This window comes from Bacillus sp. AFS053548 (genome assembly GCF_002575105.1).
In the GTDB taxonomy this organism is placed as follows: domain Bacteria; phylum Bacillota; class Bacilli; order Bacillales; family Bacillaceae_G; genus Gottfriedia.
In genome coordinates, this window is record NZ_NUHI01000086.1 from 1 (window position 1) to 14762 (window position 14762).

Below are 14762 nucleotides of genomic sequence, written 5' to 3' on the forward strand. Positions count from 1 at the left end.
CGGGGTCTTTAGCCTTCCCGCATATCCCATAGGAGTCGAGCATCCCTCCATTCCAATCAACTTGTTCATCAAAAAAAGTCTGCAATAAAAACCTAATCAAATAGCCTTTACTTAGTGTAAACTAACAGTTGTTTCTTAATTAGTTTGTAGGTCAATTAATATCGAACATTAATTTATAAACTAATCACTTGAACTAGTTTATATAAAAATTTCTTATAATATTTTAAACTTCTGAAAAAAACATTACTAGTGTTTGTAGATTTATAAAATTACTCAAACGTAAACCATTTAAAACATTAAAAGAACATCCCAAAATAATAAATTAATCTTCAATAATTTGGGGTTTCCCTATTGATTGTTTTATATTTCAACAAGCTGAAGACCCACAAGGTTATGTACTTGTGGGTTTTCTTAAATTGGGTTTGGTATAAGTGTTTCAAATAATTGGGCTAATTCATTTTGTACACATAGCTCACTTCTTAATCAATAATCTTAACTTAAAGTTCATATTCCCCGTTATCTAAGGTTAAATATCCAAAACTCTAGTGCTTAACCTTGATCATGTGTTTCGAAATTCTCATTTGCTGTTGATTTAGGTAAATCGTTAACCTCATAAGCCACCCTTATTCCGGATTCGATTGCGCCTTGAATCCAACCTGGGGCTGTAGAAGTGTGATCACCAGCAAAATGAATTAGTCCTTCTGGGGTTGATATATATGGGGAAATCTCAGTTTGCTGGTCAGGTTTGAAAATAGCAAAAGCTCCACCTGAAAAAGGATTTTTTGACCAACTAAATGTATTACCAGTAATAAACTCATTATATATTTCTTTACCGTAAATTTTGGATAAATCTTCTAGCGCATTCTCTATTTGTTCTTTTTCAGTTAAGCTATCCCAAATTGATGCGTTATCTTCCCATGTATAGCTTGCTAATATGACACCTGGGCCTTCTGAACCAACGGATTGGCTTGGGAAATAGGAATAACGAACAGGTAAATCAGATATCATTTTTCCTCCAATAAAACCCGCTTTTTCCCAAAATCTAGTTTTAAATTGTAATCCAATTTTAGTCGAAGGAACATAATGTAATTGTCGAATTGCTTTATATTTGTTATAAGAAAATAAATCGCGTGGAATGATTTCAACGAAGTTTAGTAATGAAAAAGGAATAGTAATGATGGCTAAGTCTCCAGTTACCGAATATGCCTGCGAAGTTTGTGTATCTTCTGTATGAATCGTTACTGAAGAGTCGTGTTGCTCAATTTTTTTCATTTTTTGATGGTAAATAATATTTTCTTGTAATTCAGGTAGAAATGAATAAGGTAAGTGATCGTTTCCACCTTTTATTTCATAAAACTTTAGTCCAGGAGTAAATAGAATCATTACTTCTCGAAGTAAGGCAGTGAATGAAAGCTCAGGAAAGCCTTCCATCCCTAGCATAACTTTAATCATATCAATGGCTCCAACTGATAAAGTTTTACCATATGGATTATATTTTAAATAATATTCCATCGAATAACGATCAAGTAATTTAATAACGATTTCCCAATTCTTTTTTTGATTCTTTTTAATGAAGTCAGTTACAGGTTGCATGGCGTATTGAGCCAAATATTCAGCTGTTTTGCCTTTTTCAGATGGTGAAGTAGGGAAGTTAAGAATGTCTGGATTTTCTTCATAAAGCTTTTGAATGGTTCTTACATTGTTTACGTATATAATATCGTTTGGAGTGCTATTAATGAATTCTTCTAAAGGAAGGTTAAATTTCTTAATATACTCTAATACAAGCAAGTGAATAGAAGGTAATCTCATTGCACCATTTTCCATATACTGTCCTGCATAAAAATTACGATTAGTAAAAATACGACCACCAATTCGATTATTTCCTTCGAGAACTGTTACTTCATGTCCCGCTCCTTTTAAAAGTGAAGCAGCTACTAAACCTGATATCCCAGCACCAACAATAATAATATTTTTAGGCTCAAGTGTTTTTGGTAGTCCTGTACGAATTGTTTGAAGCATTTGTTCCATTGATATAGGAGGCTCCATACTAACTGGCATAATTTCGCTCCTCTATATTTATGACATTCATAGAAGTTTATTCATAAATAGAGGAATATAGAAGAGGTTAATAGCAGGATTAGGAATAGAAATGGCATAAGAAAAAGAGCTTGAAAAATCAAGCTCTCGATTTGTAGAAAAAGTCTCTAAAAATTTGCTACTTTTTACGTCTAAATAGGTTAACGATAAATACAATAATTGCGATAATTAATAGAATATGAATTAGTCCGCCTGCGATATGGAAAGTAAAGTAGCCTAATACCCATAAGATTAAAAGAATAAAAAATAATATCCACATAATATGAACATTCCTTTCTTAATGACTGTATTATTACCTTCTCCAATTTTAACTTTCATATCCATTTATTGAGCACAAAAGTGAAAAAGCTACCAAAATCGGTAGCTTTCATGAATTAAAATTTATCAAAAACAGTGTAAGGCATTTGTCTTTTATGTCTAGATTTATTAAACCATGATTCGATTTTTGCTTGAGAGTCACTATTAATTTCTTTACCTTCTAAATAATCATCGATGTCATCATATGTAACCCCAAGAGCGACTTCATCTGCTAATTGTGGGCGATCTTCTTCAAGGTCAGCAGTCGGAACTTTTTCATATAGCTTAGGTGGGCAATTTAATTCTTTTAGTAGCATCTTTCCTTGTCGTTTATTTAGACGGAAAATCGGACAAAGGTCTGAACCACCATCGCCATATTTAGTGTAAAAGCCAGTAACAGCCTCAGCAGAATGGTCAGTGCCTAAGACAACACACCCGTTCATAGCAGCAATGCTATATTGAGCTTTCATTCTTTCACGTGCTTTTTCATTACCTTTTGCAAAATCAGTAAGTTCAACGCCAATATCTTTTAATGTTTTAACACTAGCATCTACAGCAGCTTTAATATTCACTGTGTAGGTCTTAGTTGGTTGAATAAACTTTAACGCTTCCTGGCAGTCCTCTTCGTCCATTTGAACGCCATATGGTAATCGAATTGCGATAAATAGATAATTTTTTTCTGATTGCTCATTATTTAATTCATCTATTGCCATTTGTGCAAGTTTACCAGTTAAAGTTGAATCTTGACCACCTGAAATACCTAATACAAAACCATTTAAAAATGGATGTTTTTTTAGATAGGTTTTTAGGAAATCAACACTAATCCTTACTTCCTCTTTAGGATCGATAACTGGCTTTACTTTCATTTCTTCGACGATTTCTTTATGTAAACTGTTCAATCTTCATTCTCCTTTTGATACAGATTGTATTTTTTAATATAAGCGTAGCAATCCTCCGGTAATAAATATCTTGGCTCGCCTCCTTTAGCAAACTCTTCTCGGATATATGTTGAACTAATTTCCATCGCTAATCCTTTATCAATTAGATGAAATCTTGAGCCGTTATCATTGTTTCTTAATAAGGGAGAACGAGAGATGGTCTTTAGCATATCAATTCCATCACGGGCCATTACAATGAATTTATTTTCGGAAACTAATTGATCTCCGTATTTCCATTTTCCTTCTGCTATATCTTCTAGGAGATCAGCTCCCATTATGAAATAAACCTCATCTTCACTATATTCCGCTTTAAAATGGTTCATTGTATAGTAAGTGAAAACTTCCCAAGCCTCTTTACTCATTTCATAATCATCTGCAATAAACTTTGAGTTGTTTTGAATTGCCAATTTTAACATATTCCAACGATGTTCATCAGTATTATGTAATTGTTTATCTCTTCTTTTTGAAGAGCATGGTAAGAAGATAACTTTGTCTAATTGACAACGATGAGCAATCGTACTTGCAGTCCATAAATGAACGTTTGTAATCGGATCAAACGAACTGCCATAAATCCCAATTTTAGCCATTTTTCATTTCCTCTGTTTTCTTTCTAGCTTCTGCTATTTTTTCCATTTTGTTATCCCAACATTTTTGACTTAAGTCAACTGGATATTCTTCAGGGTTTAATGCACGCTTGTATTCTTCCCAAAGTACACTTAAGTTGTTTTCAGCAAAATCCTGAATGTCTTTAATTGCAGGCACTTTGTAGACTAATTCACCTTTAGTAAAGATTTGGTGATGAAGTTCTCTAGCTTCAAAATTAGTTACAAACTTACTGATATATGGATGGATTGGATGGAATAACTTTATTTTTTCCTCAGACCCTGGATCTTCATCTTCAAGGGCAATATAATCAGCCTCAGCGTGATGGTTAACTGTATTAATAATTCGATACAATTTCTTTAGTCCAGGTGTTGTAACTTTTTCTGGGTTTTGAGAAATTTTTATTGTATCAATCATTTTCCCATTTTCATCTTCAATACTCACTAATTTATAAACAGCTCCAAGAGCCGGTTGATCATATGCTGTAATAAGCTTTGTTCCGATTCCCCAAGAATCAATTTTTGCTCCTTGCGATTTTAAATTTAAAATTGTATATTCATCTAAATCATTCGATGCAACAATTTTAGTATTTACGAACCCAGCTTCATCGAGCATTTTTCTAGCTTCTTTCGATAAATAGGCTAGGTCACCACTATCTAGTCGGATTGCTGCAAAGTTAATTTTATCACCTAGTTCTTTTGCAACTTTAATCGCATTAGGCACTCCACTTTTAAGTGTATCGTATGTATCAACTAGGAATGTACAGTTGTAATGAAGATCTGCATATTTTTTGAAAGCTATGTATTCATCCCGATATGCTTGCACGAGCGCATGAGCATGAGTACCTGAAACAGGAATATTAAATAATTTACCAGCACGAACATTACTAGTCGCATGGAATCCACCAATATAAGCGGCTCTTGCTCCCCAAATGGCAGCATCAAATTCTTGAGCACGTCTTGTTCCAAATTCCATTAACGTATCATTACCAACGATATGTTTAATTCGTGATGCTTTAGTAGCGATTAATGTTTGATAATTGACAATGTTTAATAAGGCAGTTTCAATTAATTGGGCCTGTAATAGCGGGGCCTCAACTCTTAAAATTGGCTCATTGCCAAAAACTAATTCACCTTCTTGAATTGCTCTAATTGATCCTGTGAATTTTACATTAGACAGGAATTGAATAAATTCATCTTTATATCCTAGTTCTTCTTTTAAATAGGCAAGATCTGAACTACTAAATTTAAAGTTCTGCAGATAACTGATTATTTTTTCTAAACCCGCAAAGATTGCATATCCATTTCCAAATGGGAGTTTACGAAAATAAAGTTCAAAAATAGCGTTTTTATTGTGAATATTGTCTCCCCAATAAGTTTCCGCCATATTAATTTGATAAAGGTCTGTATGAAGTGCAAAGCTATCATCTTGAAAGTTGTAATTCATCTTATTTCCGCCCCTAAAGTATTTTTGAAATGACTTAATGCCCATTCATGTCCAGCTGCATTAAAGCTTGCAACAGCCTGCTGATGAATGACTATTTTATAACCCTTATTATAAGCATCGACTGCGGTATGTAATACACAAATATCAGTGCAAACTCCTATTAAATGAAGTTCGTTTATGCCTCTTTCATTTAGTTTTATCTCAAGGTCTGTTCCTGCAAAAGCGGAGTAACGAGTTTTATCGAGCCATTGAATAGTTGAATTGCCTTTCGATGAATTGTATAAATCCATTAATCCACCATATAAATCTCTTCCTTTAGTATGTCTAATATTATGAGGTGGAAATAATTTTGTTTCGGGATGAAACGGATCGTTCTCATCATGGACGTCTACTGCAAAAACAACATAATCCTGATTTTCAATGAAATTTTTTGTTAAATGAAGAATACTTTGCTCAATTTCCTGTGCCGGTTTACCACAAGTTAATGAACCAGCATCTGCTACAAAGTCGTTCGTATAATCAATAATAATGAGCGCTTTTTTATCCATTGATTAATCACCCCAAGTGTAAGAATGTTAATTTCTTCACATAATAGAAAAAATTAAATTAGTTTTTCATCTTCAATCTTATTATAAGTTAATTCAGATGAAAACCTAAATTTTGGAAATTTATTAAATCATGTATATTATTAACTTTACCATTAAAAATTACTATTTTTCGTAGGTTTTGTATCCTTTGAGCGATTAGAGGAAATTAATGAAATGTACCGAACTAACTAATAGATTAATTATAGTTAGAAGAGGTGACATGATGGAAGTAGTTCGTGCAAAATCAGAGCATATTACAGAAGTAGCAAATTTATTTGATCAGTACAGAATGTTTTATAAACAAGAAAGTAATTTAAACGGAGCGATTGATTTTATAATGGAACGAATCAATAACAAAGATTCTGTTATTTTTCTCGTAAAAGAAGAAGAGCAATATATGGGATTTACTCAGTTATATCCTTCATTTTCTTCTGTATCCATGAAAAAGTTATGGATTTTAAATGACTTATATGTAACCGAAACGGCAAGGCAAAAAGGAGTCGCACAATTGTTGTTAAATGCGGCAAAGAAATTTGCAATCGAATCGAAAGCAAAAGCATTAGATTTACAAACTGCGATTGATAATAAATCGGCACAAGCATTGTATGAAAAAAATGGCTATCAAGTTGATAAAGAATTTCTTTCGTATTCATTAAATTTAGAAAATCTTAAGTGATCGTCAAATAATTGTAGCTAATAAAATTAATGAAAATCTAGAACTATTATCAAATGCTTTGAAATAGGTTAATAAAGTTATACCTTAAAATAAAACTAACTTGAAGGAGAACATGATGCTTACAGTTAAAGGCTCATTTAATGAAGCTAAAATATTTACAGATAATGTGGAACAAGGAGCAATTGGGCAAATTATTGAACTATGTAATCAAGAGTTCGTGAAAAGTTCTAAAATTAGAATTATGCCTGATACTCATGCAGGTAAGGGATGTACAATTGGAACGACAATGACGATTCAAGATAAAATCGTTCCAAATCTCGTTGGGGTTAACTAGTCGGCTCCAACGGTAAAAAACTCGCTCAATTGCTGGAAACCCTAACGTATAATATAGTCGAGGGCAATCAGCAGCCAGAGGCTATGGTGACATAGTCAAATGGTTCAGAGACTTGCACGTTGTTAGCAGACGATTGTGCAGAATTATTCTTTCCTAATCTCGGAAGGAATAATTAATACGGCGAGCCTACATAAGGAGCTGCATACTCCGATGATTGTAGAGAAGGTATAGTCCACTCTCTAAGAAATTAGAGGTTAAAGTACGATATAGGTTGCGGAATGGAAACAATAAGAGTTTCACAAAAAGAAATCGATTTTCAAAAACTAGATGCTGTCATTCGTAAACATGTTCCATCAGGGTTTTCAATTCGAAATAATAAGCATGAATTTGTGAAGAAAATTGATTTTTCACAGCTGTACTGTTTTAAAGAATTAAATGAAACAAGAACAAAGCTTAGCTTAGGATCACTTGGTGGTGGTAATCATTTTATTGAGTGCAATTCTGATGAGGAAGGAAATATTTATTTTGTGATACATTCCGGAAGCCGAAATTTAGGTAAAGTTGTAGCGGAATTTTATCAGAAAAAGGCGTATGAATTATTAAAGAGCCAGTCTGAAAATCGTTCAAAAGTCATTCAGCAATTAAGGGATGAAGGCCGTGAAAAAGAAATTGAAGCGGCATTAAAAAATCTTCCTTCACAATATATTCCAAAGGATTTAGCTTATTTAGAAGGAGTTTGGTTTGATCGATATATGCATGATATGGCAATTGCCCAAGAATATGCTTTATGGAACCGGAAGGCAATGATGGATGAAATCGTAAAGAATATGGATTTAACAGTTGTTGAACAATTTACGACTGTTCATAATTATATTGATATCGAAAACATGATTCTTCGTAAGGGAGCGATTTCCGCCCAAAAAGGTGCGAAAGTATTAATTCCGATCAACATGCGAGATGGTAGTTTGATTGCAATCGGAAAAGGAAATCCAGATTGGAACTATTCGGCCCCTCATGGTGCAGGTCGAATTCTTAGTCGTTCCAAAGCAAAAGCAACTCTTTCACTTGATGAGTTTAAAGAAACAATGAAGGATGTTTGGAGTACTTCAGTTTTAGAGAGTACACTTGACGAAAGTCCAATGGCTTATAAGGAAATGAAAGAAATCATTGAAAATACTAAAGATGCAATCGAAGTTATTAAAGTCATTAAACCACTTTATAATTTCAAAGCAAATTAAATCTATCTACACACTAAAACAAAGCCACCTATAGGGTGGCTTTGTTTTAAATTAATTTTCTATAATTTCATACGTATCAAACTCTTGAATTGTCTTTTTATTCTCATCAACCCTTTCAGTAAAGTTTCCTTTTGTATAATAATTAATTACATTTCTCCAGAAAGCTTTGGCAGGTTCATTTTTTTCAATTTCTGAGATACTCCATTTTCCAGGAAACAGATTGAAAAGTTCAATTGCAACTTTCTTACCAAAACCATGCCCTTTATATTTTTTAATTATAAAAAACTCTTCTATACAATTTGAAGTTGATTCTAATGAAGCCTCAATTATAGTGAATCCGATCAGTTCTTCATTATACAACACAAAAAAAGCGTGATAATCTAGATCCTGCCAGCATTTTTCCAAATTAAACTTATGATAAGAACCATTTTCCCCTAGTTTAATTTCAGGAAGATATTTCGTAAATTCATAAATATAAAATTGCATTAAATTGTGTAATTTTGATTCCTCTTCTTTTTTTACTTTAACAATCTTTAACAAAGATTTCCCCTCCAATATCTAGTTTCAATATTTATAAATAATTGACTAATTATAGTAAAATCCCTTTATTTTTAGGATGAAATATAAAAGGAGATAGTTTACAAGTGTTGAATAGATAGTAAGTATTAAAAAAGGAGGACTTAGCTATGTCAGAGCATTTTAAAAGAATTGATACAGTTTTTCTGCAAGTAACTGATTTTGAGAAAGCGGTAGATTGGTATTGCTCGGTATTGGGTTTTACGGTTAGATGGAACGATCCGATGAATGGATATGCGGCATTAAATATTGGGGAAACACCATTAACGTTACGTTTAAATGGTTTGAATTTAAAGATTTAGAAGGAAATCGTTTAGGTGTATGCTCTTTTCCTGAATAAAATAAATGTCTAAAAAAGGAAGTTATAACTTGAGTAAAAAGGTTATTACATTTGTGCTAATTTTTGTAGCATTAGTGAGCATATTTACTTATATATCAATAAATTTTAATTCAAAAGAAAAAGCAGTTAGTTTCGCTATTCATAAGGATTTACCAGAATTAAAAAAAGTGGATTACAAATTGGTTAAGATCCCGAATAGTCCATACATTCTTTGTATTACTGATATACCGCATAGTATATATATATTTAAAACATCATCGTTTTTAAATATGAATTTTGCTTCAATTTCAGGTGCAGAGCATTTGTATGCCGGAGATGGCAAGGGAATGCATTTTTTAAATGATCAACTAATTTATGGATTTGATAAGGATCGCCCTAAAGGAAAAGCAATCTATATAGATGGTGAAAAAATGAGAACGGTGTATTTGAACAAGTACTTTAAAACAAGTAAATATAAGATGAATTATAAAGATTTAGTGTTCTATTATCCTAATAAGCCGATGAAGACAACTAAAAATAGTTTAGGGTATACAGAAGTTACATATCGTTAACCGTTTCAGACTGCACGCCAAACATTTGCAATCAGTCTGAAAACCTATTTTTTTTACTGTGTCTACACACTGATGCAATACTTTTAAAGAGTATTTCTTTTTCTATGTATGACGAATTAAAAAAATTAATAAAGGGGATGAGAATATGTTCGATCAATCTAATTATGAATGCCGTGTAGAGTGGGGAAAAAGGGGAGCTAGAGAAGCAGCAGAACGCGGGGATATTACGATTATTGTTGATGTTCTTAGTTTTTCATCGACTGTTGTTTCAGCAGTATTTCAAAACGCCATCGTCTATCCATATCCACCAAATTTAGATGGGAAAGCTTATGCTAAAAAGATTGGAGCGGAGTATATTTTAGGAAGAAATGAAGCGGCAGTTTTAGGGAAGGCAACACTTTCGCCGGTCTCATTTAATGAACGTCATGCCAATAATAAATTTGTTTTATGTTCTCTAAATGGGGCATTTTGTTCATGGATCGCTTCAAAGGTGCCAGCGTTATTGATTGGTTCTTTACTTAATGCATCTTCGGTTGCAAGTTTGGCTAATCGTCTAAAAAACGAAAAAAATGTTAATATAACAGTCATTCCGTGCGGTGAGGTTTGGAATGATTTACATGAAAATGAGGATGCACTGCGACCTTCTATAGAAGATTATTTAGGAGCAGGAGCAATTTTGTCAGAGTTAGAAGGAACAAAATCACCAGAAGCGGAAGTTTGTATTGGCGCGTTTCTTCACTCGAAACATAAAATTAAAGAATTGATTTGGGAATGTGGAAGTGGAAGAGAGCTGAGAATGAAGGGTTTTGAAGAAGATGTTACGCACTGTAGTCAATTAAACCATTTTAAAGTAGTACCAGTTTTACGAAATGATTGCTTCGTTAATGGTCTTGAAATGGAAAAAGGATGAAACTAAATTCATCCTTATCCTTTTTAACGCTCAAAAATAGCGTATGAACTAACATTTTTTAATAAAATTTTAGGTTTACTACCATCCAAATTGGCGATCCATACATTACCGACAACATCTAATTCTCCTTTTCTGGTCCAAGTTATTTTATTGGTAGACTTAGAGTAGACTGGGTTATAATCTCCTTTTCCAGTAGGTGGATTAGTTATTTTTAATTGTTTATGAGTAGAAAGATTAATCACATTTAAGGATGGTTTTGGTCGCTTCTTTTCATCATTTGACCACTCACTTTCTTTTACTCTTGAAACAACAATTGATGTGTCATCACACCATGCAAATCCTAATTCAGCATAATGTGGTGGTGTTAAATTTGTAGATGTAAATGCTGGCATTTCAGTAATATTCATCTTTTTATTTTTGTATCCGAAAACTAATCTGCCTCCACCTGCAATGTATCCTAATATATTTTTAGTTTGAGCCCATTTTGGATTATCTAAATGTAAAATAATTTCATCTTGAACTTCAAAAACCTTTCCATCTGAAGAAATGATACAGAGCATGTCACTATCCATAGACCAAGAAGCTGTTGGATTAACAATAAAAGAGATCCATTTTTGATCAGGCGAAAATTGAAATGTTGACGCATTTATGGACGGAATGGAAGTATTGCCTTTTGTTAGAGTTTTGGGAACAACAAAAAATTGTTTAACATTGTTTGTTACGCTAGTAATATTTTTTAAATCCTTTGGTAAGGTGATTTTATATAAAACTGGATTTGTCCAACCGCCCGGATTTAGTACTGCGGCTGATGAAGCTATAAAGCCCTTACCGTTTGGAATCCAATTATAATCATCTACACCTAGTGCAATATTGTAAAAGTTATTAAAATCAGAGACATTCAACACACCACTATCTAGAAAAGCAAAAATATTTTTAGTAGGGGACCATTTAGGATTCTCACCATCGGAAATAATCCTTTGTTCTTTTTTTGTTTTCATATTATAAATCCATATTTCTGAGCGAGTAGGGTAAGATGCTGTAGGACCAGTAGGTATTTCTTTTTGGTACATTAAATAATTTCCATCAAATGACCACTCGGGCTGATTCGAATAAACTCCTTTTGCTTTTGTTATTTTTTCCTCTTTATTATTTAATTTTGTCCAAACATATCCATCGCGAATAAAAGCAATTTTTAATGAGTTAGTAGTCGTTTCGGCGTAACTAAAGTTCGGAAAAATTAAACAAACAACGATCAAGAAAGAGAGTAGAAATTTGCGATTCATAAATTCACCCCGTTAACTTATTTTGATTTATTTTTCCCAAGAAATTATATAAATATCAAAAGGACGATATTGTTAAGTCAATCATTTTCAGGCCGGATAAAACATTAAATGATCGAATAGCTAAGTTATATAAAGTAACTAAAAGAGGTGGCTTTTCTTGGAGAAATGGATTGGAGCAGCTGGTATTTGTATTAATCATAAAGGGCAGATTTTAATGGTTCTTCAAGGCAAGCCTGATGAAAACAAGCTTTGGGCTGTTCCATCAGGCGGTTTAGAAAAAAATGAATCGATTGATGAGTGTTGTAAAAGAGAGATACTCGAAGAAACAGGATATGAAGTTGAAGTAATGAAGCAATTGTTTATTAAAGAAGGGATCTCGTATGGTTTTCAAGTAGAAGTACATTATTTTGAGGTTAGAATTATTGGAGGCTATGCTAAAATCCAAGATCCTGATCAATTAATATATGAAATTGCTTGGAAATCAGCAAAGGAAATTCTTGAATTAGAGCTTAGTTTTCCGGAGGATCGAAACTTATTAATCGACTTAATTAATAAAAAAGTAAATAAGGAATAAATTAAAAAGCCGTTTGATAAAAAATCAAACGGCATGTTTTGTTTAAATTAATATTCTTCTACAGTTGCGATATACGGTAGATTTCGATATTGCTGTGCATAATCAATTCCATAGCCAACGATAAACTCATCTGGAATGACAAAACCTACATAATCAACCGGTAAATCGATTTTTCTTCTTTCAGGTTTATCTAATAAAGTACAAATCTTAATCGATTTTGGTTTATGCATTTGAAGATGATCACGTAAAAAATGCAATGTTAGACCACTATCAATGATATCTTCAATTACCACCACGTTTTTATCTGTGATATTCTCATCTAAATCCTTTAGTAGTCGGACTTTTCCAGTTGATTCAGTTTGATTACTATAGCTGGAGACAGAAATAAAGTCTACATTAATATTACTCTTCATTTCACGAACTAAATCAGCTGCAAATACAAAAGATCCTTTTAATACAACTACAAGGATAAGGGGTTCGTTATTAAAGTCATGTTCAATTTGTTTGGCAAGTGCTTTTACTCTATTTTTTAAATCGGTTTCAGAAATTAAAGTGTCTTTTATTCTATAAGCCATGTAAATTACCCTCTTTACTAATTATTAACTATTTTTTACTTTGTTAGATGAGCATTCATCATTATCTCCATTTTAACAATATTTACTAATTAGTAGTATTAAAAAGTTAGTTTAATGAACATCCATCAATTTGGTAATAATAACCACATAACATAAATGGAGGTATTTAAAGATGAATGAAAAGATTGATTATAATGGCTTGCCGAAGCACTCAAAGCCAATATGGAGAAGTGGACTTAATATTCCTACTTTTGAACCGTTTAACGATGATGAAGAGTTTGATGCTGTAATCGTTGGTGCCGGAATTACGGGAATTTCAACCGCATATTTTTTAACGCAAGCGGGTATGAAGGTGGCTTTACTAGAAGCGAATAAAATAATTAATGGAACAACTGGCCACACGACTGCAAAAGTAACAGCACAGCATGATTTAATTTACGATGAGCTAATTCAACATATTGGATTAGAAAAGACAAAAATCTTTTATCATTCTACTAAAAATGCAATGGATTTTATTCGGAAATATACGAATGATAACCAAATAGAATGTAATTATGAGACCCAAGATGCAACGATTTATACGGCTTCAGATGTTTATGTAAGAAACCTAGAAAATGAATTGAAATCTTATGAAAAATTAGGAATTGACTCATTTGGAGCAGTAAAAACATTATTACCTTTTGATACAAAATATTCGATTACAATGAGGGATCAGGCCCAGTTTCATCCATTAAAATATTTGATTCATTTATTAAAAGCCTCAATTGAAAATGGATTAAAGATTTATGAAGAAACTGTAGTTATCGATGTTGAAACGGGCAACTGTCCAGTTGTAGTCACTCAAAGTGGAAGAAAAATTAAATGTAAGCATGTTGTTAGTGCATCCCATTTTCCTTTTTACGATGGAAATCAATTGTTTTTTACGAAATTACATGCAGATCGTTCATATGCCCTAGCTGCAAAAGTAAAAACAGCTTATCCAGGTGGCATGTACATAAGTGCGGAAAATCCGAAAAGATCTCTAAGATCATTTAAATATAATAATGAAGAATTAGTACTAATTGGTGGGGAAAGTCATAAAACTGGTGTAGAAACTCGTACAATGAGTTTTTATGAAAATTTAAAGCTCTTTGGTGAAGAAACCTTTGGAATTGAAGATGTTAAATTCAGATGGTCTGCCCAAGATTTAATCACTTTAGATAAAATGCCTTATATTGGTAGACTATCATCAAAACATGAAAACATTTACGTAGCCACTGGTTTCCGTAAATGGGGTATGACAAGTGGAACAGTCTCTGCCCAGTTAATAAGTAATTTAATTTTAGGAAAAGAAGCTGTTGATGCTGATGTGTTCACTCCTTCGAGATTTCAAGCAGACCCTAGCATCAAGCATTTCTTAATGCAAAACCTAGATGTAGCTAAACATTTAATTGAAGGGAAATTAGAACCTGTTTCTAGAAAAATAGAAGAGTTATACAATGATGAAGGCTCAGTTGTAACACTAGATGGGAAAAGAGTTGGAGCCTATAAAGATGTAAATGGTAAAGTTCATTGTGTAGACACAACTTGTACTCATTTGGGTTGTGAGGTCGAATGGAATAATGGTGAAAAATCATGGGATTGTCCTTGCCATGGCTCAAGGTTTTCAATTTATGGTGAAGTATTAGAAGGGCCAGCCGATCAACCTTTAAAACAAGTTTTTGTTCAATAACTTTAAAATAGAAAAATTAATGAGGA

16 protein-coding genes and 1 pseudogene are annotated in these 14762 nt (G+C 32.7%); 8 read left to right on the top strand and 9 right to left on the bottom strand.

Going from position 1 to position 14762, the window contains the following annotated elements:
- Positions 1-549: 549 nt before the first annotated feature.
- The 6 genes from CN946_RS22115 to CN946_RS22135 all read right to left on the bottom strand — a co-directional run bounded on the left by CN946_RS22115 (position 550) and on the right by CN946_RS22135 (position 5929).
- Positions 550-2058 carry a flavin monoamine oxidase family protein gene (locus CN946_RS22115; protein WP_098863005.1) on the bottom strand — a complete coding sequence of 503 codons (1509 nt, stop codon included), beginning with the start codon at positions 2056-2058 and terminating at the stop codon, positions 550-552.
- 157 nt (positions 2059-2215) lie between these two features.
- A complete protein-coding gene (locus CN946_RS23220) occupies positions 2216-2356 on the bottom strand; it encodes a lmo0937 family membrane protein (protein ID WP_170927396.1) in 141 nt (46 codons plus the stop codon).
- A 115-nt stretch (positions 2357-2471) separates the two neighbouring features.
- Entirely contained in the window at positions 2472-3293 is an 822-nt protein-coding gene (gene nadE / locus CN946_RS22120) for an ammonia-dependent NAD(+) synthetase (protein WP_098863006.1), read from the bottom strand.
- Positions 3290-3919: a nicotinate (nicotinamide) nucleotide adenylyltransferase gene (nadD, locus tag CN946_RS22125; RefSeq protein WP_098427846.1), complete on the bottom strand. Its 630-nt coding sequence runs from the start codon at positions 3917-3919 to the stop codon at positions 3290-3292. Before nadD ends, nadE begins: the two co-directional genes overlap by 4 nt.
- A complete protein-coding gene (locus tag CN946_RS22130; RefSeq protein WP_098863007.1) occupies positions 3912-5381 on the bottom strand; it encodes a nicotinate phosphoribosyltransferase in 1470 nt (489 codons plus the stop codon). Before CN946_RS22130 ends, nadD begins: the two co-directional genes overlap by 8 nt.
- Complete coding sequence (locus tag CN946_RS22135; RefSeq protein ID WP_098863008.1) at positions 5378-5929, bottom strand: cysteine hydrolase family protein; 552 nt, start codon at positions 5927-5929, stop codon at positions 5378-5380. Before CN946_RS22135 ends, CN946_RS22130 begins: the two co-directional genes overlap by 4 nt.
- Before the next feature lie 262 nt (positions 5930-6191).
- Here CN946_RS22135 and CN946_RS22140 point away from each other — a divergent pair, with 262 nt between their 5' ends.
- The 3 genes and pseudogenes from CN946_RS22140 (at position 6192) to CN946_RS22150 (ending at position 8216) form a co-directional block, all read left to right on the top strand.
- A complete protein-coding gene (locus CN946_RS22140; RefSeq protein WP_098863009.1) occupies positions 6192-6644 on the top strand; it encodes a GNAT family N-acetyltransferase in 453 nt (150 codons plus the stop codon).
- 115 nt (positions 6645-6759) lie between these two features.
- A pseudogene (locus CN946_RS22145) lies at positions 6760-6975 on the top strand (RtcB family protein); the annotation flags it as partial.
- 281 nt (positions 6976-7256) lie between these two features.
- Positions 7257-8216, top strand: a complete 960-nt coding sequence (locus tag CN946_RS22150; protein WP_098863010.1) for an RtcB family protein — start codon at positions 7257-7259, stop codon at positions 8214-8216.
- Between the two features lie 51 nt (positions 8217-8267).
- Here CN946_RS22150 and CN946_RS22155 read toward each other — a convergent pair whose 3' ends face one another.
- On the bottom strand, positions 8268-8756 hold the full coding sequence (locus tag CN946_RS22155; RefSeq protein ID WP_098863011.1) for a GNAT family N-acetyltransferase: 489 nt from the start codon (positions 8754-8756) through the stop codon (positions 8268-8270).
- A 146-nt stretch (positions 8757-8902) separates the two neighbouring features.
- Between CN946_RS22155 and CN946_RS22160 the strand changes: the two genes are divergently transcribed.
- From CN946_RS22160 to CN946_RS22170, 3 genes are all read left to right on the top strand, one after another.
- Complete coding sequence (locus CN946_RS22160; protein ID WP_286134024.1) at positions 8903-9094, top strand: VOC family protein; 192 nt, start codon at positions 8903-8905, stop codon at positions 9092-9094.
- Positions 9095-9161: 67 nt separating this feature from the next.
- Positions 9162-9683: a hypothetical protein gene (locus tag CN946_RS22165; RefSeq protein ID WP_098863012.1), complete on the top strand. Its 522-nt coding sequence runs from the start codon at positions 9162-9164 to the stop codon at positions 9681-9683.
- Between the two features lie 145 nt (positions 9684-9828).
- Positions 9829-10593, top strand: coding sequence for a 2-phosphosulfolactate phosphatase (locus CN946_RS22170; RefSeq protein ID WP_098863013.1), 765 nt, complete (start codon positions 9829-9831; stop codon positions 10591-10593).
- Between the two features lie 23 nt (positions 10594-10616).
- On the opposite strand, the gene CN946_RS22175 is transcribed toward CN946_RS22170, so the two are convergent.
- Positions 10617-11876 carry a TolB family protein gene (locus CN946_RS22175; RefSeq protein ID WP_098863014.1) on the bottom strand — a complete coding sequence of 420 codons (1260 nt, stop codon included), beginning with the start codon at positions 11874-11876 and terminating at the stop codon, positions 10617-10619.
- Between the two features lie 157 nt (positions 11877-12033).
- Between CN946_RS22175 and CN946_RS22180 the strand changes: the two genes are divergently transcribed.
- On the top strand, positions 12034-12450 hold the full coding sequence (locus CN946_RS22180; RefSeq protein WP_098863015.1) for an NUDIX hydrolase: 417 nt from the start codon (positions 12034-12036) through the stop codon (positions 12448-12450).
- A 47-nt stretch (positions 12451-12497) separates the two neighbouring features.
- Here the strand turns inward: CN946_RS22180 and hpt are convergent, their stop codons facing one another.
- Complete coding sequence (hpt, locus tag CN946_RS22185) at positions 12498-13025, bottom strand: hypoxanthine phosphoribosyltransferase (RefSeq protein ID WP_098863016.1); 528 nt, start codon at positions 13023-13025, stop codon at positions 12498-12500.
- Between the two features lie 172 nt (positions 13026-13197).
- On the opposite strand from hpt, the gene CN946_RS22190 reads away from it, so the two are divergent.
- Positions 13198-14736, top strand: coding sequence for an FAD-dependent oxidoreductase (locus CN946_RS22190; RefSeq protein WP_098863017.1), 1539 nt, complete (start codon positions 13198-13200; stop codon positions 14734-14736).
- Positions 14737-14762: the final 26 nt, after the last annotated feature.